Source organism: Pseudomonas sp. TWI628 (assembly GCF_039673865.1).
Lineage (GTDB): Bacteria > Pseudomonadota > Gammaproteobacteria > Pseudomonadales > Pseudomonadaceae > Aquipseudomonas.
On sequence record NZ_JBDJMM010000030.1, the window covers coordinates 1 to 24605 of the forward strand.

Consider the following 24605-nt stretch of genomic DNA (forward strand, 5'->3'; position numbering starts at 1 on the left):
CCGCCCGCACTCGCGCCCCAACACTTTATATGGGCGTGCGGGGGGGGCCCCCGCCCCCCCGGGCGCTGGGCTGCAAAGCAGCCCCCTTGGCCATCAGCCGTTACGCACCGCCGAGCGCGGATGACGGCGGCTACGCACGAACTGGTAGGTCACCGCCAGCAGCAGGAACCAGATCGGCGTCACCACCAGCGCCGAGCGGGTGTCTGCTTCCAGGCTCAGCAACACCAGGATAAAGGCGAAGAACGCCAGGCACACGTAGCACATGAAGCGCCCGCCCGGCATCTTGTACTTCGACGCCTGGTGCAGCGCATCGCGGTGCGTGCGGTACTTCAGGTACGACAGCAGGATCAGCGTCCAGACGAACATGAACAGCACCGCCGACACCGTGGTGACCAGGGTGAACGCTTCGATCACGTTTGGCACCAGGTAGATCAGCACCGCGCCCAGCAGCAGGCAGGTGCAGGAGAAGTACAGGCCGTTGGCCGGCACCGAGCGGCTCGACAGTTTCTCGAACGCCTTGGGCGCATCGCCTTCCTGGGACAGGCCATAGAGCATGCGGCTGGTGGAGAACACGCCGCTGTTGGCCGACGAAGCGGCCGAGGTCAGCACCACGAAGTTGATGATGCTCGCCGCTGCCGGCAGACCGGCCAGCACGAACAGTTCCACGAACGGGCTTTTGCCCGGTACCACGTCGCGCCATGGGGTTACCGCCATGATCGCAATCAGCGCCAGCACGTAGAACACGATGATGCGGATCGGGATCGAGTTGATCGCCCGTGGCAGGGTGCGCTCGGGGTTCTTCGCCTCAGCCGCAGTGGTGCCCACCAGCTCGATGCCGACGAAGGCGAACACGGCGATCTGGAAGCCGGCGAAAAAGCCCATCAGGCCATTGGGGAACATGCCGCCATCGTTCCACAGGTTGGCCAGTTGTGCAGTGCGCCCGCTCGGCGAGGTGAAGCCGGTGATGACCATGTACAGGCCGGTAACCACCAGGCCGAGGATGGCGACGATCTTGACCAGGGCGAACCAGAACTCCAGCTCGCCGAACATTTTAACCGTCACCAGGTTCAGCGACAGCAGCAGGCCGACACAGGTCAGCGCCGGTATCCACTGCGGCAGGTCGGGGAACCAGAATTGCGTGTAGGCGGCGATCGCGACCACGTCGGCGATGCCGGTGACCACCCAGCAGAACCAGTAGGTCCAGCCAGTGAAATAGCCAGCCCAGGGGCCGAGCAGGTCGGCGGAGAAGTCGATGAACGACTTGTAGTTGAGGTTCGACAGCAGCAGTTCGCCCATGGCGCGCATGACGAAGAACAGCATGAAGCCAATGATCATGTAGACGAAGATGATCGACGGCCCGGCCAGGCTGATGGTCTTGCCCGAGCCCATGAACAGCCCGGTGCCGATGGCGCCGCCAATGGCGATCAGCTGGATATGGCGGTTGGTCAGGTTGCGCTGCAGATGCTGGTCACCTGGCGCAGTCGGAGAAGTTTGCGTCATAAAGCTGCAATCCCTTGAAAGGTCAGTCTGCTTGTCAGAGGTAGCCGGGTAGGCTAACACGCTCGTGCCAGATAGACGCGCGACAGATCGACTCGACTATTGCGGTGCAGCATTTCTCCTGTGCCGGCCTCTTCGCGGCTTTACCCGCGAAGAGGCCGGTGCAGGTCAACACTCAGGCATTGGCCAGCACCCGGCGGCGCTTCACCAGCAGGCTATCCACCACCCACATCACCACCATCGACACCCCCACCAGCGGGAACATCACGCCCAGCACCAGCATCACCCCCACTGCCGCCTTCCAGCGCGGCAGGTCATGGCGCAGCGGCGGTACGCCCAGGCCACCCTCCGGCCGGCGTTTCCACCACATCACCAGGCCGCTCACCGAACCCAGCAGGATCATCAGGCACACCAGCAGGATGATGATCTGGTTCAGCGCCCCGAACATCTTGCCCTCGTGCAGCATCACGCCCAGCTCGGTAGCGCGGGCCACCGGGCTGTAGTCCTGCCAGCGCACGTCGGCCAGCACCTTGCCGGTGTACTGGTCGACATGCAGGGTGGCATCGTTGCGCGGGTCGTCGGCGAACACGGCGATGGTGTACACGCCTTCGGCAGTGGTCGGCGTGGTGATGCTGTAGCCCGGCGCGACCTGGCGCGCCGTGGCGATGTCTTCCACCTGCTGCAGGCTGACCTGTGGCGCAGCCGGTGCACTGTCCATCCTGTGGTGCCCGGCATGCTCGGCATGGGCGCCGGATTGCGGCATCGGCGTGTTCTCCATCGCCCATGGCACGGTCTGGCGATGCGCGCTGTTCAGTTCGCGCGCCTCCTGGTCCGACTTGGGCACGTCATTCCACATTGCAGCCGGAAAGCGGTTCCACAGATCGGCGTACTGCTTGCCCCACAGGCCGGTCCAGGTCATGCCGCTGACCAGCATCAGCAACAGCAGGGCAGAACCCCAGAACCCGGTCACGGCATGCAGGTCGCGCCAGAACAACCGGCCTTTCGCCGCGAAGCGTGGCCACAGCACGCCGGCACCGTTGCGCCCGCGTGGCCACCACAGGTACAGGCCAGACACCACCAGCACGATGCCCCAGCCGGCAGCCAGTTCCACCAGGCGGTCACCGACCGTGCCGACCATCAGTTCGCCGTGCAGGGCGCGGGCGATGGCCTGCAGGTTCTGCTTGCCGTCCTGCTCGCCAAGGATCTTGCCGCTGTACGGGTCAACGAACACGTTCAGCTCGCGGCCAGCGTCATGCACCACGAACTGCGCGCTGCGCTCGGCATTGATCGGCGGCAGGTACTGGCCGACATGGCCTTTCGGGTAGGCCTGGCGCACTTCGGCCAGCAGCGTGTCGGCGCCCTGTCGGTGGTGGCCGGCTTCGACCACCATCAAGTCACGGTACAGCAGCGGGTCGAGCTGCGGCTTGAACAGGTAGATGATCCCGGTGAGTGCCAGCAGGATCATGAAAGGGGCGACGAACAGCCCGGCATAGAAGTGCCAGCGCCAGGCCAGGTTGTAGAAGGAAACGCGTGTTCCGCTCATGGGAACCTCCTGTTTGACCAGCTGATGGGCGCGCCCGAAGCCGCGCCCGTTGTTGTTGTCAGAAGCTGAAATCGACCTTGGTCCAGAAGGTCCTGCCTGGCTCGTTCACCGGCTGTGGATCATTGGCCGGGTAGCCGAACCCGGCATTCCCGGCCAGGTTCAGGTGCTCGGCGTAGGCCTTGTCGAACAGGTTGTCGACCCCCGCGCTGAGCTTGAGGTTGTGGTTCACCTTGTAGGCGCCGTTGAGCGAGAACACGCCGAAGCCGGCGCTCTTGTCGAAGTCCTTGCCGACCACGTTGCCCTGGTTTTCGGCGATGCGGTTCTGCTCAGCCACCAGGCGCCACAGCGCTCCGGCGCTCCAGCTGTCGCGGCTGTAGGTCAGGCCCAGGCGGCTTTCCAGCGGAGGCATCTGCGGCAGTGCCTTGCCGTCGCTGCTGTTCTTGCCCCAGGCGTAGGCCAGGGTGGCATCGGCCTTCCAGCGCTCGGTGAGCTTGTAGGCCGCGCCCAGTTCGCCGCCCATGATGCGGGCGTCGATGTTCTGTGCCTGGGAGCTGCTCATGCCCATCATCCCGGTGCGGTAGTCGAACAGGATGTAGTCGCGAATCTGCCCGACGTAGCCCGAGGCCCAGGCGTCCAGGCGCTCGTCGCGGTACTGGATGCCAAAGTCGAGCTGGGTGGTCTTCTCGGGCTTGATGCTGTCGAAGGCATTCACCGAGCCGGCAGGGCCCTGGTCCGGGGAGAACAGTTCCCAGTAGTCCGGGAAGCGCTGGGCGTGGCCGAGGCCGAGGTAGGTGGTGGCCGGCAGCGCTGCCAGGTCGTGCTCGTAGCGGATGAAACCGCTGGGTAGCGTGTCGGCGCGGGTGTCGCCGTTGGTGGCGCTGTCATCGCGCAAGTCCCGGGCCGAGGCGCGGTCCAGGCGGGCGCCGGTGATCAGGCGATCTTCAGCGGTGGCGTACCAGGTCAGTTCGCCGAATGCGCCGTAGTTGTGGAAATCGGCGTCCTTCTCCCAGGGCTTGTCCTTGTAGGTGTCGATGCCCATGGCGCTGCGTGCGCGGTGCTCGTTGGTCTGCGCATCGATGCCGCTGACCAGTTGCACGTCGGCCCAGCGCCAGGTGGCCTTGATCCGTGCACCCAAGGTGCGGCGGTCGACGGCGGCGGCCATGGGGCCGGCCATCATGCCGGTGCCCGAGGGGGTACGCAGGCTGTAGTTGTCCATCACGTGGTCGGCGTAGTTGTAGTAGACCTGCGCCTCGACCTTGTCGAGCACCTCGCCGAGGTTGGACTTTTCAAAACGCAGGCCCAGGCTTTCGCGCTTGAATTGCGCGCCATCCATGCCACGGCCGGCATAGCGTGCCTCGCCGTCACCCTTGCCGGCGGTGAGTTCGAGCAGCGTGTCTTGGTCGGGCGTCCAGCCCAGGGCCACGTCGCCGTTCCATTTCTCCCAGCGCGAAGGCACGGTGTCGCCGTTGCCATCGTGGTAATCGTCCGAGTGCGACTGGTTGCCGACGAAGCGCGCATAGCCCTGGCTGTTGCCGGCCGCCGCATCGAGCACCTTGTCGAAGCGGCCGTTGGAGCCGGCCAGCAGGCTGGCGTTGACCCGGCTGCCGAGGGTGCCGAACTTCTCCGGCTCACGCTCGAAGAGGATGGTGCCCGCCGAGCCGCCTGGTCCCCAGATCACGCTTTGCGGGCCTTTGATCACGGTCAGGCGGTCGTAGGTTTCCGGGGCGATGTAGGAGGTCGGGGCGTCCATGCGATTGGGGCAGGCGCCGAGCATCACGCCGCCGTTGGTGAGGATGTTCAGGCGCGAGCCGAACATGCCGCGCAGCACCGGGTCGCCATTGGTGCCACCGGCGCGGATGGCCGAGAAGCCGGGGATGGTCTTCAGGTAGTCGGCCCCGTCGCTGGCCGGCACGGGTTGGCGCGGGTCCTTGGGGTTGGTGACCACAGTCAGCGGCGAGCTCGGCGCAAGCGCGGTGATCACCGTCGGGCTCAGCTCGGCCTCAGGGCCTTCATGGCCAGGTTCGGCAGCCAGGGCCATGGGCGCGAGCAGCGAGCCGCACAGCGCGGCGAATGTCCCTCGCAGGGTTGGGAATAAAACAGGGGTGCAGCCGGACATAATGATTCCAGTCGATCAGTCATGAGTGTGCGCGAAGCCTCCTGGCTCCGGGCGATAACGGCGGTGTCAGACGCTGATCGAAAGGGGTGGCGCGCGGCTGCGCGCACCGGGGAACACAGCCTGCCGGGCATGGCCCTGGCGCGTGGGGGCCGGGAGGAGGGTGGGGGGAACTGCGCTGGCGACGCTGAGCGGGCTGAGGGTTTGCGGCAAGGCCGGGCAGTTGAACAGCAGGCTGCAGTAGCCACACTTTTCCCACATCACATGCAACTGGCCATCGTTGCCGTGGCCGTGATGGGTATCGCTGCCATGAGCGTGGGCCGCAGGCATGGACATCGACATGTCCATCGGCATGCTCATGCCGGCGTGGTGGTCCATCGGCATCGACTGGGAAATCAGCGGGCCGATGAAGATCATCCACATGGCGAACAGGCTCAGCCAGCCGCCACCGACGCGCCTGCGTTCAGGGCGGGTGGTACGGCTGAAACTGTTGCGCGGCAGGCTCATGTTGGCGAGCGCCTGTCAGCGGGCGTCAGTGCGCGTGTTCGTGGCCCTGGGGCTGGTCCGCTGGCGCCTGCTTCTGAACGGCCACGTCGACGGTGATGTCGCCAGCCTTCTCGAAGTGCAGGGTCAGCGGGAAGCGCTTGCCGTCGGTAAGCAGGCTGCGGTCCTTGGGCTGCATCAGCATCACGTGGTAAGCGCTGGGGGCGAACACCAGGTCTTTGCCGGCGGGCACTGCCACGCTTTGTACCTGCTGCATCTTCATCGCGCCGCTGGCGCTCATGGCGTGCTCATGCAGCTGTGCGTCATCGCTGATCGGGCTGTCGACACCGAGCAGACGGTCATCGGCCTTGCCGTTGTTGTGCACAACGAAATAGGCGGCAACGTTAGGGGCGTTGGGCGGTAATTGCAGTGACCACGGGTGGGCGATGTGCAGGTCGCCCACGGTGTATTCATGGGCGTTGGCGTAGGCGCCGGGCAGCAACAGGGCAGCCAGGACAAGGGCTTGCTTGAGCATGGTGAGTCTCCGATCGGTTCAGGTTCAGGCAGACAGCGTGATGAACTCAGACCAGCGGAGAGGCACGGGGATTGAGCGCGGGCCATAGCTGGCGCGGCGTGGGTTGGTAACTGGCAGGTGGCGGCTCGCGCCTGGCCAACAGCGTCGGCGGGTTGTGCAGTTGCGGCGGATAACCCGGCAGGGCCAGCAGCGGTGCAGCGCCCGAACAGCACCAGCAGTGCTGCATGTTGGCGTGCTGGTCGCTTTGCGTGCCGAGGTCGATCTTGGCCAGGGCCTGGACATCGGCCTTGGCCTTGCCGGCCAGGCTGGAACAGAAAGCCCCCCACAGCAGCTGCTCGGCCGGGCCTTTGGGCGCGGCAGAAGACAGCGGCATGGCCAGCAGGTTGAACAGCACTGCTAGGCAGGCTATCCAGGCAATGTGCCGACGTGGGGGCATGGAGAGATCCGGTCAGGAATCGTGGGCGGTATTGTAAGGCGGAGTATAGGTAAAAATGCTGGGGTGCGGTGAAGTGACGCAGGCGGGGTGGTTTGGGGCCGCGAAGCAGCCCCGGAATGCTCAAGCCTTGTTGCGGCCCATCAGCCCGCGCACGGTCTCCTGCAGGTCCGCTGGCAGCACCACGACTTTGGCATTGCTGCTGCTGGCCAGGTTCTCCATGGCTCCCACATAACGCTCGCCCAGCAGGTACATGGCCGGTACGGTCTCGTTGCCCACCGCTTCCTTGACCAGCGAAATGGCCCGCGCCGAGGCCTCGGCCAGGTTGATCTGCGCTTCGGCATCCAGCTTGGCCGACTGCAGGCGCGCCTCGGCTTCGAGGATCGCCGCCTGCTTGGCCCCCTCGGCACGGGTCACGTCGGCTTTACGCTCACGCTCGGCGGCCGCCTGGCGTTCCATGGCCAGCTGCATGTTCTCTGACGGCTTGATGTCCTGGATCTCCACCGAGCGCACGGTCACGCCCCAGTCTTCGGTCTGCTCGGACATCGCTTCACGCAAGCGCGCCTTGATCTGTTCGCGGCTCGACAGCGCTTCGTCCAGGTCCATGGCGCCGACGATGGCGCGCAGCGAGGTCATGGTCAGGCTGGTGACGGCGAACGAGAAGTTCTGCACGCCGTAAGAGGCCTTCTGCGGGTCGACCACCTTGGCGAAGCACAGGGCGTTGGCGACGATCACCGCGTTGTCACGGGTGATGATCTCCTGCTCCTGCACGTCGAGGATGATGTCCTTGGTCGGCAGGCGGTAGGCAACTACATCCATGTACGGGATGACGATGTTCAGGCCGGGTTTGAGGGTGCTGTGGTAGCGGCCCAGGCGCTCGACGATCCACTCCTCGCCCTGGGGCACGATACGCACCCCCTTGAACACGGTGATCAGGACAAACAGGGCGATGGCGCCGACGACGATGAGACTGGTCATGATGCAAACTTCCTTTTAAATGCCGATTCAGGCCCGGACTACCCGGGCGGTATTGCCTTCGATGGTGACGAGCCGCACACGCTCGCCTGCCGGGATGTCGCTGTCGGCGACGCAGGTCCATTCCTCGTTGCCGAGCAGTGGCTTCTGGAAACGCACGCGGCCTTTCTGGAATGGCGAGACACTGCTGGTCAGCAGCCCGACTTCACCGATCACGCTGTCGGCAGTCCAGCGCACGTCCGGTTGCTTGCGTTTGAACAGCTTGAACCAGAGGAACGTGGTTACCGAGGAGAACAGCACCCACAGCAGCACCTGCATATCCAGTTGCAGGGCGGGGGCGGCCAGGGCGATGAGCGAGACCAGCACGGCACCGATGCCGAACCAGATGATGAAGAACGTGGGCAGGACCAGTTCGAGCAGGATCAGGCCGATACCGAAGACCAGCCAGATCCACCATTGCATTTCCATATGAATCACGCCTTCCAAGGGGAGGCGCAAAGTCTAAAGTGCTCAGTGGGCGAATGGCCACTTGGAAATTTCTGAGTGTTTCGTTGCCGATGACGAGGTGATGGGGAGGAAATTTCCGCGTTAGGCCCGGACGGCAGGATTGGCCAGCCAGTCTTCAACTCTCAAACCTGGGACTCGTTGGAATTCACGCAGGTTGTTGGTTACGAGCACCAGCCCCCGAGCCCGGGCATGGCCAGCTATCAGCTGGTCGAATGGACCGATCGGTGTCCCAGCCAGTGCCAATTCTGCACGTAGTTGCCCACTGTGTTCGGCTGCCTGATTATCGTAATCGAGTACTTCCAGGCGGGCAGCGAAGCCTTCCACTACCGAGAGATTGCGCTCGGGGTGTGCTGATTTCTCTGCGCCAGACACCAGCTCCATTAACGTAACGGTACTGATGGCCATCTGACCGTGGTGGCGGTTGAACGCTTCACGAACCAATTGTGGTTTGTTCTTGATAGTGAAGATGCAGATGTTCGTGTCGAGCATGTACCTGAGCATTAAAACCCTTCGCGTTCCTGGTCGGCAGGTTGATCACGGCTGGCCATGAAGTCCGTACTTGCGTCGTTGCCATCAAACCAGCTGTCCCATGACTCACCTGCTGGGCTGATGATGCGGGTTCGCCCCACGGCAACGATGTCTACGCGGGTCACTTCATCGGGAAGGGCAACGGATTTCGGCAAACGGATGGCCTGGCTGCGGTTACTTTTGAAGACTGCACCTTGCTCCATGATGGGCCTCCTTGGAAGCAGCAAACTGTGACTGGAGTTATAAGTGAGAGGGCGTATATGTCAACGGGATATACGCTCTGGCGTCATTTCAAACAGTCCTTGATCTTGGTCAGCAATAGGCCTGCCTGGGTGAATTCCCGATCCACCACAGGTAATGCAGGGCGTTTCAGTATCAGCACCGGCACGCCGCGTTCCCGCGCTACATCGAGCTTCGGCTCGGTCGCTACGCTGCCACTGTTCTTGCTGACCAGTACATCGATGCGGCGGCGTTCGAACAGCGCCCGCTCGTCTTCGATCTGAAACGGCCCACGTGCGCCGATTACCTCACAGCGCTCATTGCCCGCGCAGGCTTCCAGCGCGCGCAAGGTCCAGAACTGCTCCGGCGGAATCTCCGCAAGATGTTGCAGCGGCTCGCGCCCGAGCGTGAACAGTGGTCGCTTGAACGGCTTGAGCGCCTCGATCAGCCCTGCCCAGTCTTCCACTTCGCGCCAGTCGTCCCCCGGTTGCGCCTGCCAGGCCGGGCGGCGCAAGGCCCAGCAGGGGATGCCGGCGGTCTGCGCGGCGCCGGCCGCGTTGCGGCTGATCTGCGCGGCATACGGGTGGGTGGCATCTATCAGCAGAGTAATGCCAGCTTCACGCAGGTAAGCGGCGAGGCCCTCAGCGCCCCCATAGCCACCGACCCTTACCTGGCACGCCAGGTCCTGCGGCACGCGGCCGATGCCGGCCAGGCTGTAGACGTGTTCGGGGCCGAGCTGGCGGGCGATGGCCAAGGCTTCGGTGACGCCGCCGAGCAGCAGGATACGGTGGTTCATTGCACACCTGCCTTGCCGACGATGCCGCCCTGGCGGTCGATGGCAAACACTTCGACCTGCACCTGAGCCGGCACCACGCTGCGTGCAAAGGCCAGGGCATGGGCGCACACCGCGTCGCCCAGGGCGATACCGGCGGCATGTGCCAGGGCCAGTGCTTGCTGGCTGGTGTTGGCGGCAATGATGGCCGCTTGCAACTCGGCGTCGGCGCCGATGTCCGCGGCCCAGCCGGCCAGTTGCGGCAGGTCGATGCTGGAGTGGCGGCTGTGCAGGTCCATGTGGCCGGCAGCCAGCTTGCTGATCTTGCCGAAACCACCGCACAAGGTCAGGCGTGGCACCGGCACCTTGCGTACGTGCTTGAGCACTGCGCCGACGAAGTCGCCCATCTCGATCAGGGCGATCTCGGGCAGGTTGTAGACCCGGCGCATGGTGTCTTCGCTGGCGTTGCCGGTGCAGGCGGCGATGTGGGTGTAGCCGTTGGTGTGGGCGACGTCGATACCCTGGTGGATCGAGGCGATATACGCCGCGCAGGAGAAAGGCCGGACGATACCACTGGTGCCGAGAATCGACAGCCCGCCGAGGATGCCCAGGCGCGGGTTCATGGTCTTCAGCGCCAGCTGTTCGCCGCCCTGCACATTGACCGTGACCTCGAAGCCGCCCGGATAGCCGCAGTCGTCAGCCAACTGCTGCAGGTGCTCGCTGATCATCCGCCGTGGCACCGGGTTGATCGCCGGCTCACCCACCGCCAGCACCAGGCCGGGGCGGGTGACGGTACCGACGCCCTGGCCTGCGACGAAGCGTATGCCGGGTTGCGCCTGCAGGCGGATCTGGCTGTAGAGCAGGGCGCCGTGGGTGACGTCCGGGTCGTCGCCGGCATCCTTGAGCGTGCCGGCTTCAGCGCGTTCGTCTACCAGGCGGCAGAACTCCAGGCGCATCTGCACCACCTTGCCCTTGGGCAGGGTGATGCTCACCGCGTCATCACACTGGCCAGTCAGCAGCAACTTGGCCGCGGCCAGGCTGGTGGCGGTGGCGCAGCTGCCGGTGGTCAGGCCGCTGCGCAGGGGCGCGGGTTGCTCGCGGGTTTCTTCACGCATCGAGGGGTTTCACCACGTCGAGCAAGGTGATCGGCAGTGCCTGGCGCCAGGTGTCGAAGGCGCCCAGTGGCTGGGCCTGGGCGACATGGATACGGGTCAGCTCGCCGCCGTGCTGTTCACGGAAATGCGCCAAGGCCAGTTCGCTTTGCAGGGTCACCGCATTGGCCACCAGCCGCCCACCGGGACGCAAGCGTTCCCAGCACAGTGGCAACACACCCTCGCGGGTAACACCGCCGCCAATGAAGATCGCATCCGGGCGTTCCAGTTCGGCCAGGGCGTCGGGTGCCTTGCCGCGAACCAGCTGCAGGCCAGGCACGCCGAGGGCATCACGGTTGTATTCGATGAAGCCCTGGCGACCTTCGTCGGCTTCGATGGCCAGGGTGCGGCAGGCCGGGTGGGCGCGCATCCATTCGATGCCGATCGAGCCGCAACCGGCGCCGACATCCCATAGCAATTCGCCGGGCTGCGGCGCCAGGCGCGCCAGGGTGATGGCGCGCACATCGCGCTTGGTCAGCTGGCCGTCGTGGCGGAAGGCGCTATCCGGCAGCCCGGGCACAGGCGACAGACGCATGGCGTCCGGGCTGGCCAGGCACTCGATGGCGACCAGGTTGAGGGCGGCGATTTCGCTGTGGGGCCAGTCATCGGCGCTGCCGCAGAGATGACGCTCGGCCGTACCACCGAGGTGCTCCAGCACGTGCAGGCGGCTGGGCCCGAAACCGCGTTCACGCAACAGTGCAGCGATCGCCGCAGGGCTATCGCCGTCGTTGCTCAGCACCAGCAGGCGCTGGCCGCTGTACAGGTTGGCATTGAGCGCCGCCAACGGGCGTGCGACCACCGACACCACCTGCACCTCCTGCAGCGGCCAGCCCAGGAGGGCGGCGGCCAGGGCACAGGAAGAGGGCATCGACAGCACCTGCATTTCTGCAGCCGGCACCTGCCGCGCCAGGCTGGCGCCGACGCCAAAGAACATCGGGTCGCCGCTGGCCAGCACGCACACCGGCTCACCGCGCAGGGCCAACACCGGTGCGAGGGAAAACGGGGTCGGCCAGTCTTGCCGCTCGGCGCCGATGCAGCGCGGCAGCAGGGCCAGCTGGCGCGGGCTGCCGATGATCCGCGAGGCACCCAGCAGGGCGCGCCGGGCCTGTTTGCCCAGGCCGCTGAAGCCGTCTTCGCCGATGCCTACTACTGTCAGCCAGGGGGTCATGTGTTTCGTTCCGCCATTTTTGCGGCCGCTTCGCCCTTTTCGCGGGTTTACCCGCGAAAAGGGCGACGCGGTCCTGAATTTCTGCTCAATTGCTGTGGATGCTCGACCACCGGTTTTTCATGCCGCCGGACAAAGCAGGCATAATACCGCGCCTTCTACACTCAAGCGCATTTTCAGCGATTGCCGGACGCCCCTTTGACCCCAGCCAACACGCCCGTAGCATCACCCCGTCCCTCGGCCTGCCCGGGGTTGTGGCGCATCGTCAGCGCCCGTGACGGTGGCATCTGCCGCATCAAGCTGCCCGGTGGCCTGCTGCTGGCCGACCAGGCAGACGCGGTGGCAGCGGCAGCCGAGCGATTCGCCGGTGGGGTGATCGAGGCCACCAACCGCGGCAACCTGCAGATCCGCGGCATTGGCAGCGATCATGCCGGGCTGGTCGAAAGCCTGCTGGCCGCCGGCCTTGGTCCGCGTGACGCCGCCAGCGATGACGTGCGCAACCTGATGCTCAGCCCCCTGGCTGGCCATGATCCGTCGATGCTGCTGGATGTACGCCCGTTGGCCGGGCAGATCCTCGACTTGCTGCAAGGCACGCCGCGCTTCCATGAGCTGTCGGCCAAGTTCGCTGTGCAACTCGACGGTGGTGAGGGCGTGGCGATGCTCGATCACCCCCACGACTTGTGGCTCTCGGCACTGCGGCTGGAACAGCGCGACTGGCTGGCATTCGGCCTGGCCAGCTGCCCGGCCGATGGCCAGGTGCTGGGTGCGGTGCCGCTGGAGCAGGGCCTGGCGTTGGTGCGTGCGGTGCTCGATCGCTTCCTCGACCTGGCCAGCCCGGAGCAGTCGCGCATGCGCCAACTGCTGCAAGGCTGCCCGGCCGAGGTCTTCATCAACAGCCTCGGTGTGCAAATCCGCCGTGACACGGCGGTACTTGAATGGCATCGCCAAGCGGCCGAACACCCATGGCTGGGGGCTGTGACCCAGCGCGATGGCATGGCGTTGGGCGTCGCGCCACCGTTGGGCCGCCTGTCGCCCGCCATGTTGCGGGGTGCTGCCCGGGTAGCCCGCCAATGGGGTGATGGCAGCCTGCGCCTGAGCCCGTGGCAAAGCCTGATGCTGACCAATATCACTGCTGCCGGCCTGGAACAGGCCCGTGCCGCGCTATCGGCGCTGGGCCTGCTCTGCCAGGCCGATGAGCCTTTGGTGCGCATGGTCGCCTGCACCGGCAGCAGTGGCTGCGCCAAGGGCCTGGCCGAGACCAAGGCCGATGCCGTCGAGCTGGCGGCGCTGCTGGGCAGCGGCGTGCCCGGCAGCGTGCACCTGTCCGGTTGCCCCCGTTCCTGTGCCGTGGCCCATGTTGCCCCGGCTACCTTGCTGGCCCGTGCACCTGGCCGCTATGACCTGTATCTGCGTGACGCGCACCTGCCGGGCCTGGGTGCCCTGCGCGGCACCGACCTTACCTTGAATGAAGCAGGCGCCATGCTCGCCCTGCCGACGGAGCACCTTGATGATTGACTACATCCGCGATGGTCAGGAGATCTATCGCAATTCCTTCCGGATCATCCGCGAGGAAGCCCGCCTCGAACGGATTCCCGCAGACCTGGAAAAACTCGCCGTGCGCGTGATCCATGCCTGCGGCATGGTCGAGGCCATCGATGGCTTGCAGTTCTCCGAAGGTGCCGGCCGCGCCGGTCGTGAGGCCCTGGCCAATGGCGCGCCGATCCTCTGCGACGCGCACATGGTTGCCGAAGGCATCACCCGCGCACGCTTGCCCGCCAACAACCCGGTGATCTGCACCTTGCGTGACCCGAGCGTGCCAGGCCTGGCCAAGGATGCCGGCAACACCCGCTCCGCCGTTGCCCTGGAGCTGTGGCGCCCGCACCTGGAAGGCAGCGTGGTGGTGATCGGCAATGCCCCGACCGCGCTGTTCTACCTGCTGGAGATGATCGATGCCGGCGCGCCCAAGCCCGCCCTGATCCTCGGCTTCCCGGTCGGCTTCGTCGGTGCCGCCGAGTCCAAGGCGATGCTCGCTGCCGACAGCCGCGGCGTGCCGTTCGTGATCATGCAAGGCCGCCTGGGCGGTAGTGCGATGGCCGCTGCCGCGGTCAACGCCCTGGCCACGGAGGTGGAATGATGGCGCCGCGCGGACGACTGCTGGGCCTGGGCGTAGGCCCCGGCGACCCTGAACTGATCACCGTCAAGGCACTGCGCCTGCTGCGCGAGGCACCCGTGGTGGCTTACTTCGTGGCCAAGGGCAAGCGCGGCAACGCCTTCGGCATCATCGAGGCGCACCTGCAAGCCGAGCAGACCCTGCTGCCGCTGGTGTACCCGGTGACTACCGAGGCACTGCCTGCGCCGCTGTCCTACGAGCAGGTGATCAGCGATTTCTACGATGAAGCGGCCGTACAGGTAGCCGAGCACCTGGATGCCGGCCGCGATGTGGCGGTGATCTGCGAAGGTGACCCGTTCTTCTACGGTTCCTACATGTACCTGCATGACCGCCTGGCCCAGCAGCATGAGGCCGAAGTGGTCCCGGGCGTCTGTTCGATGCTCGGTGGCGCCTCGGTACTGGGCGCGCCGCTGGTGTATCGCAACCAGAGCCTGTCGGTACTGTCGGGCGTGTTGCCGGCCGAAGAGCTCAAGCGCCGGCTGGCAGACGCCGATGCGGCGGTGATCATGAAGCTGGGCCGCAACTTCCCCAAGGTGCGCCAGGTGCTCGCCGAACTGGGCTTGGACGGGCGCGCGCTGTATGTCGAGCGGGCGACCATGGCCAACCAGAAGATCGTGCCGCTGGACGCGGTGGACCCGCAGTCCTCGCCGTACTTCTCGCTGATCATCGTGCCGGGGGAAAAATGGCAGGGCTGAACAGGCAACAGGCGCCGGCCATCGTCATCCTCGGTGGCGGCAGCCTCGCTACGGCGCAGCGTATCCAGCAGTGTTATCCACAGGCGACCATCCACGGCCTGCGTGGCCGGGTGGAGGGCGCCGATCAGTATTACGACGGCTTTGGCGACACCTTGCGCGTGCTGTACCAGCAGGCCACCCCGATCATCGCGCTGTGTGCAGCCGGCATCGTCATCCGCAGCCTGGCCAGCCTGCTCGATGAAAAAGGTGCAGAGCCGCCGGTACTGGCCGTGGCCGAGGACGGCAGCGCGGTGGTGCCGCTGCTGGGCGGCCTGAGCGGGGTCAACGTCATGGCGCGCGAACTCGGCGAAGCGCTGGGTGTGGCGGCGGCGATCACCACCAGTGGTGAACTGCGCTTCGGCACCTGCCTGCTCAATCCGCCCGAGGGCTATGCCCTGGCGGACCTCGAGCAGGGCAAGCGCTTTGTCTCCGACCTGCTGGCCGGCGAAAGCGTGCGTGTCGAGGGCGATGCACCGTGGCTTGCGCAGGCACACCTGCCGGCCAGTGACATGGCCCGGCGCACCATCCATGTCGGCTGTGACGCGCGCGTGGCCAGCCGTGACGAGCTGCTGATCCACCCGCGCTGTGTGGTGGTGGCGCTTGCTGCAGGCGGGCCCGGTCTGGCCGAGCAGGTGCGTGGCGCCTTGCGTGAGGCCGGCATTGCCGAGCCCTCGCTGGCTTGCCTGCTGGTCGCCGAGCAGGCGATGGCCGAGCCATCGTTGCACGAGGCCGCCGCCGAACTGGGTGTCGTGCTGCGTTTCGCGGCAATGAACGGCACCTTGGCCAACATGGCTGCCGAGGCGTTGCCCGAGGCTCGCCTGATCGAACAGTCGGGCCTGGTCATCGCCGCGGCCCCACGGCCGGTCGACACGGCAAGCCTGGGCCGCAAGCGTGGCCGATTGGCGGTGATCGGCCTGGGCCCTGGTGCTGCCGAGCTGATGGTGCCTGCCGTAAAGGCCGAGCTGGCGCGTGCCGAAGATATCCTCGGCTACGAGACCTACGTGCGCATGGCCGGGCCGTTCCGTGACGATCAGGTGCAGCACTGCACCGACAACCGTGAAGAGATGCAGCGTGCGCGGCATGCCTTCGAGCTGGCGGCCCTGGGCCGCTCGGTGGTGGTGGTGTCTTCGGGCGACCCGGGTGTATTCGCCATGGCGGCGGCGGTGCTCGAAGCCCTGCATGAGTCCAGCGACCCTGCCTGGCACGGTGTCGACCTCGAGATCCTGCCAGGGGTATCGGCTTCGCTGGCAACCGCCGCGCAAGCGGGTGCGCCGCTGGGGCATGACTTCTGCGTGATGTCGCTGTCGGACAACCTCAAGCCTTGGTCGATCATCGAAAAGCGCCTGGACCTGGCGGCCCATGCCGACCTGGTACTGGCCTTCTACAACCCGATTTCCAAATCCAGGCCGCACCAGCTTGGCATGGCACTGGAGGTCGTGCGCCGGCACCGTGATGGGCAGACGCCGGTGGTGCTGGGGCGCGATATCGGCCGGCCGGGGCAGACGCTGAGGGTGGTGACCTTGGCCGAGCTGACGCCGGAGATGGTCGACATGCGCACCATGGTACTGGTCGGTTCGTCCACTACCTGCACCTTCGACCGCGCCAATGGCGGGCAGTGGGTGTACACCCCACGCTGGTACCCGGTCGCGCCCTGAGCACGAGGGCTATCCGACCAGGTAGCCCTTGATGCCGGTGAAGATGATTTGCGCCGCCAGGGCGCAGACGAACAGCCCCATCAAGCGGCTGACGATCTGCAGGCCCTGGTCACCGAGCAGTTTTTCGATGCCGTGCGAGAGGTACAGCACCAGGCCGACGGTGAAGCTGGCCAGGGCGATGCTGATGATGGCCAGCAGCTTGTCGTCCCAGTGGGGTTGGCCAACGCCCATCACCAGCAGTGCACCGATGGTGCCGGGGCCGACGGTGAGTGGAATGGTCAGCGGCACGATGGTCACGTCCTGCTGCACGTTGTCGGCCTGCACGGCCGGCTTGCCTTGGGCCATGCCCAATGCCGAAATGAACAGCACGCTACCGGCACCGATGCGGAAGGCGTCGGCGGTGATGCCGAAAATGCCGAAGATCACCCGCCCGAACAGATAGAGCAGCACGCTGGCCACCAGCGCGGCGAAGGCCACCTTCCAGGCCAGCTGCTTGCGCTCCTTGCTGGAATGACCACGGGTCAGGCTGATAAAGCACGACAGCACGAAGAACGGGCTATAGAGCACCAGCATTTTCAGGTAGACACTGAACAACTCGTGGAGCATTGGGTAGCCCTTGGCAGGGAAGGTGAGGAGAAGTGTATCAGCCGCATAGCGGTTGTTCGCACTGGCAATCAGGAAGTATGCGCAGGGTCAGCCTTGGCTTCGCGCTGATTGGCCCAGTACTGGATCAGCTCGCGCAACTGCGACAGTTCCACTGGCTTGGCCATGTGCCCATCCATGCCGGCCAGCCGTGCGCGCTCCTTGTGCTCTGCCAGTATATGCGCGGTGAGCGCCACCACTGGAGTCCGCTGGCGCTGGTTGGTGGTTTCCCAGGCACGCAGCTGCTGGGTTGCGGAGAAACCGTCCAGCACCGGCATTTCGCAGTCCATCAGTACCAGGTCGTAACGCTGTGCCTTCATCGCCTGCAAGGCCTCCTCGCCGTTGCTGGCGGTATCGGGCTCCAGGTTGAGCTTGCCGAGCATGCCGCGGATGACCTTGGTCGAGATGCTGTTGTCTTCGGCCACCAGCACCCGGAAGTCGTTCGGTAGCTCAAGTGTGCCCTGCGCGCCGGGCAACGGAGCCGGCACGGTTTGCTCGCGGCCGCGTTGCGCCAGTTCTTCGGCCAGGGTGGTCTTGAGCGTATAGCCGGCAACCGGCTTGGCGAGAATGCGCTTGACCCCGGCATTGCGCGCGATGACCTTGCTGGGCGCGTTGCTGATGCCGGTGAGCATCACCACCAGGATGTCGTGGTTCAGGCTCGGGTCTTCCTTGATCTTGGCCGCCAGCTGCATGCCGGTCATGCCCGGCATGTTCTGGTCCAGCAACACCGCGTCGAAGTAGTCGCGCAGGTGCGCCTTGGTTCGCAGCAGGGCCAGCGCCTCCTTGCCGGACGGCACCGCGCTGACATTCATGCCCCAGGCGCTGCACTGCTGCACCAGCACTTTGCGGCAGGTGTCGTTGTCGTCCACCACCAGCACGCGGGCGTCGCGCAGTGGGCCGTCCAGGTCTGCCGGTGGCTGCTCCAGGCGTGATGGGTCGAGCGGCAAGGTCAGCCACAGGGTGTTGCCCATGCTGGTGCTGCTCTTGATGCCGAACTCGCCTTGCATCAGGCCGATCAGCTGCTTGGCGATGACCAGCCCGAGGTGGCCGCCGAGCTTGTTGCTGGAGAGGAAGTGGTGGCTGTGCAGTTCGGCCTGCAGCAAGGCTTCGCGCTCGGCAGCAGGCAGCGGCTCGCCACTGTCCTGCACGGCAATGCGCAGGCGCGGGGTTTCTCCGCGCTGGTCCAGTGCCACTACCAGCAGGATCTCGCCCTGGGAGGTGTTCTTCAGGGCATTTTCCAGCAGGCTCGACAGCGCCTGGCGCAGGCGTGTCGGGTCACCACTGATGACCTGCGGCACCTGCGGCTGGGTGAAGCTGATCAGCTCGATGTTCTGCTGCTCGGCCTTGGCGCGGAAAATGTTCAGGCAGTCTTCGATCAGGGCGTTGAGGTCGAACTGCACGTCATCGAGTTCGATCTGCCGCGATTCGAGCTTGGAAATGTCGAGAATCTCGTTGATCAGCGTCAGCAGCTCGTTGCCGGCGCTGTGGATGGTCTGTACATAGTCGCGCTGCTTGACCGACAGCGGCGTGCCGAGCAGCAGTTCGGTCATGCCCAGCACACCGTTCATGGGGGTGCGGATTTCGTGGCTGATCTTGGCCAGGAATTCCGCCTTGGCGTTGATCTCGGCATCGCTGGCGGCCAGGGCGCGGCTGGCGCTGAAGCGTTCTTCGCTGATGCGCCGCAAGCGCTCACTGACGGCCAGGTTGAGCAGCAGGCCGCTGACCACGGTCATGCCCAGCAGGATGCACAGTAGCCAGGGCGTCGAGGTGCGGGTCAGGCCAAGCAGGGCGGGCAGGAGCACCAGGCCGCCAAGGTTGAACACCAGCATGGCGATACTGAACAGCCGTGCTGGTGCATAGCCCTTGTACCAGTGGTAGCTGCTGGCCAGCAGCATGGTCACGCTACCGATGGCCAGCAGGGCATAGGTCATCAGGTTGAGTGGCAAGGTGTCGACGAACAGCAGAATCAGGCCGCTGACAGCAGCGACCAGCATTTCGCCCTGCAGCAGGCGGTTGAGCCGCGGTGAGTTGCAGGGGGCGAAGAAATGTTGGGTGAAATACAGCCCCGACAGGCCGGCCAGCACCAGGGTCAGGTAGGCGGCCGGGGTTTGCGCACTGTGCCACAGATGCCACCACGGGCCGCTGAGGTTGAGCAGGATCAGGCCGCTGAGCAGCATCAGGCCGTGGTACAGGGCGAGGTACAGGGTGGTGCTGGAGCGGGTATAGATGAAGCGGATGAGGTTATGCAGGATGAGCATCACCAGGCCGCCGAACAGCATGCCGAACAGCAAGGGTTGGCTATGGTCGGAAGCCGCTACCGCTGCAGGCTCCAGGCTGATCGCCGGGCGCAGTTGGTGCTCCGAGACCAGGCGCAGGTAGATGTCCAGCGCGTGCTGGCTGTTGGGCAAGGGCAATACATGGTCGCTGCCGCGCAGGGTCGGACTGCCAGTGCCGCTGCCGGCCTGGCGGCCATGGTGCAGCTGGCGCAGCAGCCTGTCGCCATCGAGGGCGTACAGATCGAGGCGGGACAGGTCGGGGGCGAAGATGCGCAGCAGCTGCTCCTGATCACCGGGTTCCAGGCGATAGTGCAACCACAGGGCCTGTTCGGCCGGTGCGGCATCGAGTTCACCAAGGGTGATCGGGCTGAACTGGCTGCGATAGCGATCGGAGCGCACGTCGCTCAATTGCAGGTTGGCCTGTTCATCGAGCAGAACGGACCAGCCTCCGCCCTGTTCGGCCGAAACCGGCAACAGGCAGAACAGGGTCAGCAAGCTGACGATCAGAGCTGTGGCAATCCGAAGCCGACGCACTACGAGATCCCTTCCTAGCCGATGTGCCAGATGCTAACTATGCGCGGCGCGCCAAGTCGAAGGCAAGGCCCGCATGGAGCCCTGTCGACGAGCCGGATGCCGCATGCACACGGTGCTGCGGCAATCCGGTACAACTTACTGCTGGTGCTCACCGCGCTCGCGGGCGATGGCCCGGTAGCCGATGTCGGTGCGGTAGAAGCTGCCGTTCCAGCTCACTTCCTTGGCCAGGCGGTAGGCCTGTTGCTGGGCATCGGCAACGCTGGCACCCATGGCGGTGGCGCAGAGCACGCGGCCGCCGTTGGTGACGACCTGGCCGTCCTTCAGCGAAGTACCGGCATGGAATACCTTGCCTTCGATCTTGGCCGCAGCCTCCAGGCCGTTGATCACGTCGCCCTTGGCGTAGTCGCCCGGGTAACCGCCGGCAGCCAGCACCACGCCCAGGCTTGGACGCGGATCCCACTGTGCTTCGACCTTGTCCAGCGCCTTGGCGAAGGCGGCTTCGATCAGCAGCACGAGGCTCGACTCCAGGCGCAGCATGACCGGCTGGGTCTCAGGGTCGCCGAAGCGGCAGTTGAACTCGATGACCTTGGGGTTGCCCGCCTTGTCGATCATCAGGCCGGCATACAGGAAGCCGGTGTAGACGTTGCCTTCTTCGGCCATGCCACGCACGGTCGGCCAGATCACCTGGTCCATCACGCGCTGGTGCACGTCCGGGGTAACTACCGGGGCAGGCGAGTAGGCGCCCATGCCGCCAGTGTTCGGGCCGGTGTCCTGGTCGCCGACGCGCTTGTGGTCCTGGCTGGTGGCCATTGGCAGCACGTTGTGGCCGTCGACCATGACGATGAAGCTGGCTTCTTCGCCGTCGAGGAACTCTTCGATGACTACCCGCGAGCCAGCCTCGCCGAAGGCGTTGCCGGCCAGCATGTCACGCACGGCGGCTTCGGCTTCTTCCAGGGTCATGGCGACGATCACGCCCTTGCCCGCAGCCAGGCCGTCAGCCTTGATCACGATCGGTGCGCCTTTTTCCTGCAGGTAAGCCAGGGCCGGCTCGATCTCGGTGAAGTTCTGGTAGTCGGCGGTCGGGATCTTGTGGCGCGCCAGGAAGTCCTTGGTGAAGGCCTTGGAGCCTTCCAGCTGGGCCGCGCCCTTGGTCGGGCCAAAGCAGTCCAGGCCACGGCTGCGGAACAGGTCGACCACGCCGATCACCAGCGGCGCTTCCGGGCCGACGATGGTCAGGTCGACGTTCTTCTCGGCGAAGTCGGCCAGTTGCTCCAGGGCGCAGACGTCGATGGCGACGTTCTCGCACTTGGGCTCGATGGCGGTGCCGGCGTTGCCCGGGGCAACGAAGACTTTCTCGACGCGTGGGTCCTGGGCGACTTTCCAGGCCAGGGCGTGCTCACGGCCGCCGCTGCCGATGATCAAAACTTTCATGTCAAAACCTCGAAATCTGTCGAACGAGAGACCGTGCCTCTCGCTGTACGAGGTCGCAATGAAGCAGGTAGATGCAAGGCGGGGCCGGTTCCGATGAGCGCAGTTGCCTTCTGGCAATGAGCATCAGCGGAAACGGCCCCAACGCAGCAGATGCCTGCTTCAGTGCGGCCGATTGCCGTAAATCAGTGGCGGAAGTGGCGCATGCCGGTGAACACCATGGCGATGCCGGCTTCGTCGGCAGCAGCGATGACTTCAGCATCACGCATCGAGCCACCTGGCTGGATCACGGCGCTGATACCCACTTTAGCCGCATTGTCGATGCCGTCGCGGAACGGGAAGAACGCATCCGACGCCATCACTGCACCCTGCACCTGCAGGCCAGCATGCTCGGCCTTGATGGCGGCGATGCGGGCGGAGTTGACGCGGCTCATCTGGCCGGCGCCGACACCGATGGTCTGGCGCTGCTTGGCGTAGACGATGGCGTTGGACTTGACGAACTTGGCCACTTTCCAGGCAAACACCAGGTCGTGGATTTCTTGTTCGGTCGGGGCACGCTTGGTGACGATCTTCAGGTCATCGGCGGTGATCATGCCGATATCGCGGCTCTGCACCAGCAGGCCACCGTTGACACGCTTGAAGTCCCAACCGGCAGTACGCTCGGCTGGCCACTCGCCGCATTCCAGCAGGCGCACGTTCTGCTTGGCCGCCACCACGTCGCGGGCAGCCTGGGAAATTTTTGGCGCGATGATCACTTCGACGAACTGGCGGTCGACGATGGCCTGGGCGGTTTCGCCGTCCAGCTCGCGGTTGAAGGCAATGATGCCGCCGAATGCCGACTCGGTGTCGGTGGCGTAGGCCAGGTCGTAGGCCTTGCGGATACCGCCTTCGTCTTCAGGCACCACCGCCACGCCGCACGGGTTGGCGTGCTTGACGATGACGCAGGCTGGCTTGACGAAGCTCTTCACGCACTCCAGCGCGGCGTCGGTGTCGGCCACGTTGTTGAACGACAGTTCCTTGCCCTGCAGCTGCACGGCGGTGGAAATGCTCGCTTCGCCTTTTTTCGCTTCAACGTAGAACGCCGCGCTCTGGTGCGGGTTCTCGCCGTAGCGCATTTCCTGGGCTTTGACGAACTGGCTGTTGAAGGTGCGTGGGAACTCGCTGCGCTCGGCGGTCGACAGGGTTTCCTTGGCCTGGTCGATGGTGCCCATGTAGTTGGCGATCATGCCGTCGTAGGCGGCGGTGTGCTCGAACGCCTTGAGCATCAGGTCGAAGCGCTGGGCGTAGGTCAGGCCACCGGCCTTCAGGCCTTCCAGCACGCCGGCGTAGTCGCTGGCGTTGACCACGATGGCGACATCCTTGTGGTTCTTGGCTGCCGAACGGACCATGGTCGGGCCGCCGATGTCGATGTTCTCGATGGCGGTCGGCAGGTCACAGCCCGGCTTGGAAATGGTGGCTTCGAACGGGTACAGGTTGACTGCAACCAGGTCGATCGGCTTGATGCCGTGCTCGTTCATGATGGCGTCGTCGGTGCCGCGACGGCCGAGGATGCCACCGTGGATTTTCGGGTGCAGGGTCTTCACCCGGCCATCCATCATTTCGGCGAAGCCAGTGTAGTCGGCCACTTCCACCGCGTTCACACCGTTGTCCTTGAGCAGCTTGTAGGTGCCGCCGGTGGACAGGATCTCGACACCGAGCTGTTGCAGCTCACGGGCGAATTCGAGGATACCGGTCTTGTCGGAGACGCTGATCAGGGCGCGGCGGACTGGCAGGCGGGTAGTCTGGTCGGTCATTTCGGGTTCCAATAACGCGGTGGAGTCAGCAAAAAAGGCGTCTCTTCGCAGAGGCCGCCTTTTCTGATTGGGATTCTGGCTTACAACAAGTCGTACTGCTTGAGCTTCTTGCGCAGGGTGCCACGGTTGAGCCCGAGCATCTCACTGGCCTTGGTCTGGTTGCCCTTCACGTAGTTCATCACGCTTTCGAGCAGGGGCGCCTCGACTTCGGAGAGCACCAGGTTGTACACGTCGGTGACGGTCGCGCCTTCCAGGTGTGCGAAGTAGTTGTGCAGCGCCTTCTCGACGCTGTCGCGAAGGGTCTGGCCCTCTTCGCTCGGCGTGTTCAGGTGCTGTTTGAGGTTGGCGTTGTCGCTCACGGGCGTTGTTCCACTCACTAATGTCTCAGTCATCATCGTCATGCGGCCACCCCTTGTCCGTCCTCTGTCTCAAGGCTCTGTCGACGCTCGCTGAAATACGCGCGAACGTTGGCGCACTGCGCTTGTGTGTCTTCCAAAGCGTTGAACCGGGAGCGAAACTCCTTGCCGCCGGGTCGTGTTGCCAGGTACCAGCCCACGTGCTTGCGGGCGATACGTACGCCCATCACGTCGCCATAGAAGGCATGCAGCGCGGCCAGGTGCTCCAGCAGGATGCGTTCCACTTCGTCCAACTGCGGGGCCGGCAAATGCTGGCCAGTCCCCAAAAAATGTTCGATCTCGCGAAAGATCCACGGCCGCCCCTGGGCCGCCCGGCCAATCAGCAAGCCGTCGACCCCGGTGGCATCCAGCACCGCCCGGGCCTTTTCTGGCGAAGTGATATCGCCATTGGCGAAAACCGGGATCGACACCGCCTGCTTGATGGCAGCGATGGTGTCGTATTCGGCCTCGCCGGTGTACAGGTCGGCGCGTGTGCGGCCATGCACCGCCAGCGCCTGGATGCCGGCCTGTTCGGCGATCTTCGCCACGTTCAGGCCGTTCTTGTTCGCCCGGTCCCATCCGGTGCGGATTTTCAGGGTCACCGGTACGTCCACCGCGCCGACCACGGCGTGGAGGATTTCGGCGACCAACGCTTCATCTCTCAATAAAGCAGAGCCTGCAGCTTTGTTGCAGACTTTTTTTGCCGGGCAGCCCATGTTGATATCGATGATCTGGGCGCCTGCCTCGACGTTGGCCCGGGCCGCCGCCGCCATCATCTGCGCATCACCCCCGGCGATCTGTACCGAGCGTGGCTCGGGATCACCTTCATGGATGCGGCGCAGGCTGGACTTGCGGCTGTTCCACAGGCTCATGTCGCTGCTGACCATCTCCGACACCACCATGCCAGCGCCCAGGCGCTTGCAAAGTGTACGGAAAGGCTGGTCCGTGACCCCGGCCATGGGCGCGAGGATCAGGTTGTTGCGTAGTGTGTATGGGCCGATGCGTACCGCCGACATAGGTGTTCCCTGTTGTGGGGCCGAATCATTGGAGTCGAAAA

Annotated in this window: 23 protein-coding genes; 4 read left to right on the plus strand and 19 right to left on the minus strand. The window is 65.0% G+C overall.

The genetic code is table 11. From position 1 onward, the window contains the following. Nucleotides 1-93: 93 nt before the first annotated feature. The 13 genes from cycA to cbiE form a co-directional block, all read right to left on the minus strand. Complete coding sequence (gene cycA, locus ABE528_RS21495; protein WP_152956954.1) at nucleotides 94-1500, minus strand: D-serine/D-alanine/glycine transporter; 1407 nt, start codon at nucleotides 1498-1500, stop codon at nucleotides 94-96. Between the two features lie 172 nt (nucleotides 1501-1672). Beyond that, nucleotides 1673-3040 (minus strand): PepSY domain-containing protein, encoded by a 1368-nt coding sequence (locus ABE528_RS21500; protein WP_152956953.1) that lies wholly within the window; start codon nucleotides 3038-3040, stop codon nucleotides 1673-1675. A gap of 58 nt (nucleotides 3041-3098) precedes the next feature. Further along, on the minus strand, nucleotides 3099-5156 hold the full coding sequence (locus tag ABE528_RS21505) for a TonB-dependent copper receptor (protein WP_346654012.1): 2058 nt from the start codon (nucleotides 5154-5156) through the stop codon (nucleotides 3099-3101). Nucleotides 5157-5222: 66 nt separating this feature from the next. Then, complete coding sequence (locus ABE528_RS21510; protein ID WP_346654013.1) at nucleotides 5223-5660, minus strand: DUF2946 domain-containing protein; 438 nt, start codon at nucleotides 5658-5660, stop codon at nucleotides 5223-5225. A gap of 25 nt (nucleotides 5661-5685) precedes the next feature. Continuing rightward, complete coding sequence (locus ABE528_RS21515; protein WP_152956950.1) at nucleotides 5686-6171, minus strand: copper chaperone PCu(A)C; 486 nt, start codon at nucleotides 6169-6171, stop codon at nucleotides 5686-5688. Nucleotides 6172-6217: 46 nt separating this feature from the next. Next, entirely contained in the window at nucleotides 6218-6607 is a 390-nt protein-coding gene (locus ABE528_RS21520) for a DUF2946 domain-containing protein (RefSeq protein WP_346654014.1), read from the minus strand. 120 nt (nucleotides 6608-6727) lie between these two features. Further along, nucleotides 6728-7582 (minus strand): SPFH domain-containing protein, encoded by an 855-nt coding sequence (locus ABE528_RS21525; RefSeq protein ID WP_152956948.1) that lies wholly within the window; start codon nucleotides 7580-7582, stop codon nucleotides 6728-6730. Nucleotides 7583-7609: 27 nt separating this feature from the next. Further along, nucleotides 7610-8047 carry an NfeD family protein gene (locus tag ABE528_RS21530; RefSeq protein WP_346654015.1) on the minus strand — a complete coding sequence of 146 codons (438 nt, stop codon included), beginning with the start codon at nucleotides 8045-8047 and terminating at the stop codon, nucleotides 7610-7612. 120 nt (nucleotides 8048-8167) lie between these two features. After that, a complete protein-coding gene (gene vapC, locus ABE528_RS21535) occupies nucleotides 8168-8587 on the minus strand; it encodes a tRNA(fMet)-specific endonuclease VapC (RefSeq protein WP_152956946.1) in 420 nt (139 codons plus the stop codon). Beyond that, a complete protein-coding gene (gene vapB, locus ABE528_RS21540) occupies nucleotides 8587-8817 on the minus strand; it encodes a type II toxin-antitoxin system VapB family antitoxin (protein WP_152956945.1) in 231 nt (76 codons plus the stop codon). The genes vapC and vapB overlap by 1 nt, the downstream gene beginning before the upstream one ends. A gap of 83 nt (nucleotides 8818-8900) precedes the next feature. Continuing rightward, nucleotides 8901-9629: a cobalt-precorrin-6A reductase gene (locus tag ABE528_RS21545; RefSeq protein WP_346654016.1), complete on the minus strand. Its 729-nt coding sequence runs from the start codon at nucleotides 9627-9629 to the stop codon at nucleotides 8901-8903. Continuing rightward, on the minus strand, nucleotides 9626-10720 hold the full coding sequence (locus ABE528_RS21550; protein WP_346654017.1) for a cobalt-precorrin-5B (C(1))-methyltransferase: 1095 nt from the start codon (nucleotides 10718-10720) through the stop codon (nucleotides 9626-9628). The genes ABE528_RS21545 and ABE528_RS21550 overlap by 4 nt, the downstream gene beginning before the upstream one ends. Next, nucleotides 10713-11924 (minus strand): precorrin-6y C5,15-methyltransferase (decarboxylating) subunit CbiE, encoded by a 1212-nt coding sequence (cbiE, locus tag ABE528_RS21555; protein ID WP_346654018.1) that lies wholly within the window; start codon nucleotides 11922-11924, stop codon nucleotides 10713-10715. The genes ABE528_RS21550 and cbiE overlap by 8 nt, the downstream gene beginning before the upstream one ends. 180 nt (nucleotides 11925-12104) lie before the next feature. Here cbiE and cobG point away from each other — a divergent pair, with 180 nt between their 5' ends. The 4 genes from cobG to cobJ are packed head-to-tail and all read left to right on the plus strand — an operon-like array spanning nucleotide 12105 to nucleotide 16480. Beyond that, complete coding sequence (cobG, locus tag ABE528_RS21560) at nucleotides 12105-13436, plus strand: precorrin-3B synthase (RefSeq protein ID WP_346654019.1); 1332 nt, start codon at nucleotides 12105-12107, stop codon at nucleotides 13434-13436. Then, the gene (locus ABE528_RS21565; protein WP_152956940.1) at nucleotides 13429-14055 is read left to right on the plus strand and encodes a precorrin-8X methylmutase; all 627 of its coding nucleotides are present in this window, start codon (nucleotides 13429-13431) and stop codon (nucleotides 14053-14055) included. Before cobG ends, ABE528_RS21565 begins: the two co-directional genes overlap by 8 nt. After that, entirely contained in the window at nucleotides 14052-14786 is a 735-nt protein-coding gene (locus tag ABE528_RS21570) for a precorrin-2 C(20)-methyltransferase (RefSeq protein ID WP_152956939.1), read from the plus strand. Before ABE528_RS21565 ends, ABE528_RS21570 begins: the two co-directional genes overlap by 4 nt. Beyond that, a complete protein-coding gene (cobJ, locus tag ABE528_RS21575; protein WP_346654020.1) occupies nucleotides 14774-16480 on the plus strand; it encodes a precorrin-3B C(17)-methyltransferase in 1707 nt (568 codons plus the stop codon). The genes ABE528_RS21570 and cobJ overlap by 13 nt, the downstream gene beginning before the upstream one ends. A 9-nt stretch (nucleotides 16481-16489) precedes the next feature. On the opposite strand, the gene ABE528_RS21580 is transcribed toward cobJ, so the two are convergent. From ABE528_RS21580 to dusB, 6 genes are all read right to left on the minus strand, one after another. Then, on the minus strand, nucleotides 16490-17086 hold the full coding sequence (locus tag ABE528_RS21580) for a MarC family protein (protein ID WP_152956937.1): 597 nt from the start codon (nucleotides 17084-17086) through the stop codon (nucleotides 16490-16492). A gap of 68 nt (nucleotides 17087-17154) precedes the next feature. Further along, nucleotides 17155-19932, minus strand: a complete 2778-nt coding sequence (locus tag ABE528_RS21585; RefSeq protein WP_346654021.1) for a response regulator — start codon at nucleotides 19930-19932, stop codon at nucleotides 17155-17157. A 135-nt stretch (nucleotides 19933-20067) separates the two neighbouring features. Beyond that, nucleotides 20068-21363, minus strand: coding sequence for a phosphoribosylamine--glycine ligase (gene purD / locus ABE528_RS21590; protein ID WP_152956935.1), 1296 nt, complete (start codon nucleotides 21361-21363; stop codon nucleotides 20068-20070). 182 nt (nucleotides 21364-21545) lie between these two features. Beyond that, the gene (gene purH, locus ABE528_RS21595; protein WP_152956934.1) at nucleotides 21546-23153 is read right to left on the minus strand and encodes a bifunctional phosphoribosylaminoimidazolecarboxamide formyltransferase/IMP cyclohydrolase; all 1608 of its coding nucleotides are present in this window, start codon (nucleotides 23151-23153) and stop codon (nucleotides 21546-21548) included. An 80-nt stretch (nucleotides 23154-23233) separates the two neighbouring features. Continuing rightward, a complete protein-coding gene (gene fis / locus ABE528_RS21600; protein WP_008093076.1) occupies nucleotides 23234-23554 on the minus strand; it encodes a DNA-binding transcriptional regulator Fis in 321 nt (106 codons plus the stop codon). Beyond that, a complete protein-coding gene (gene dusB / locus ABE528_RS21605) occupies nucleotides 23551-24564 on the minus strand; it encodes a tRNA dihydrouridine synthase DusB (RefSeq protein WP_152956933.1) in 1014 nt (337 codons plus the stop codon). The genes fis and dusB overlap by 4 nt, the downstream gene beginning before the upstream one ends. Between the last annotated feature and the right edge of the window lie 41 nt (nucleotides 24565-24605).

Bases quoted from the DNA above. Each gene is read 5' to 3' on its own strand.
- cycA (WP_152956954.1), bottom strand. From the start codon at position 1,500: ATGACGCAAACTTCTCCGACTGCGCCAGGTGACCAGCATCTGCAGCGC.
- ABE528_RS21500 (WP_152956953.1), bottom strand. From the start codon at position 3,040: ATGAGCGGAACACGCGTTTCCTTCTACAACCTGGCCTGGCGCTGGCAC.
- ABE528_RS21505 (WP_346654012.1), bottom strand. From the start codon at position 5,156: ATGTCCGGCTGCACCCCTGTTTTATTCCCAACCCTGCGAGGGACATTC.
- ABE528_RS21510 (WP_346654013.1), bottom strand. From the start codon at position 5,660: ATGAGCCTGCCGCGCAACAGTTTCAGCCGTACCACCCGCCCTGAACGC.
- ABE528_RS21515 (WP_152956950.1), bottom strand. From the start codon at position 6,171: ATGCTCAAGCAAGCCCTTGTCCTGGCTGCCCTGTTGCTGCCCGGCGCC.
- ABE528_RS21520 (WP_346654014.1), bottom strand. From the start codon at position 6,607: ATGCCCCCACGTCGGCACATTGCCTGGATAGCCTGCCTAGCAGTGCTG.
- ABE528_RS21525 (WP_152956948.1), bottom strand. From the start codon at position 7,582: ATGACCAGTCTCATCGTCGTCGGCGCCATCGCCCTGTTTGTCCTGATC.
- ABE528_RS21530 (WP_346654015.1), bottom strand. From the start codon at position 8,047: ATGGAAATGCAATGGTGGATCTGGCTGGTCTTCGGTATCGGCCTGATC.
- vapC (WP_152956946.1), bottom strand. From the start codon at position 8,587: ATGCTCAGGTACATGCTCGACACGAACATCTGCATCTTCACTATCAAG.
- vapB (WP_152956945.1), bottom strand. From the start codon at position 8,817: ATGGAGCAAGGTGCAGTCTTCAAAAGTAACCGCAGCCAGGCCATCCGT.
- ABE528_RS21545 (WP_346654016.1), bottom strand. From the start codon at position 9,629: ATGAACCACCGTATCCTGCTGCTCGGCGGCGTCACCGAAGCCTTGGCC.
- ABE528_RS21550 (WP_346654017.1), bottom strand. From the start codon at position 10,720: ATGCGTGAAGAAACCCGCGAGCAACCCGCGCCCCTGCGCAGCGGCCTG.
- cbiE (WP_346654018.1), bottom strand. From the start codon at position 11,924: ATGACCCCCTGGCTGACAGTAGTAGGCATCGGCGAAGACGGCTTCAGC.
- ABE528_RS21565 (WP_152956940.1), top strand. From the start codon at position 13,429: ATGATTGACTACATCCGCGATGGTCAGGAGATCTATCGCAATTCCTTC.
- ABE528_RS21570 (WP_152956939.1), top strand. From the start codon at position 14,052: ATGATGGCGCCGCGCGGACGACTGCTGGGCCTGGGCGTAGGCCCCGGC.
- cobJ (WP_346654020.1), top strand. From the start codon at position 14,774: ATGGCAGGGCTGAACAGGCAACAGGCGCCGGCCATCGTCATCCTCGGT.
- ABE528_RS21580 (WP_152956937.1), bottom strand. From the start codon at position 17,086: ATGCTCCACGAGTTGTTCAGTGTCTACCTGAAAATGCTGGTGCTCTAT.
- purD (WP_152956935.1), bottom strand. From the start codon at position 21,363: ATGAAAGTTTTGATCATCGGCAGCGGCGGCCGTGAGCACGCCCTGGCC.
- purH (WP_152956934.1), bottom strand. From the start codon at position 23,153: ATGACCGACCAGACTACCCGCCTGCCAGTCCGCCGCGCCCTGATCAGC.
- fis (WP_008093076.1), bottom strand. From the start codon at position 23,554: ATGACGATGATGACTGAGACATTAGTGAGTGGAACAACGCCCGTGAGC.
- dusB (WP_152956933.1), bottom strand. From the start codon at position 24,564: ATGTCGGCGGTACGCATCGGCCCATACACACTACGCAACAACCTGATC.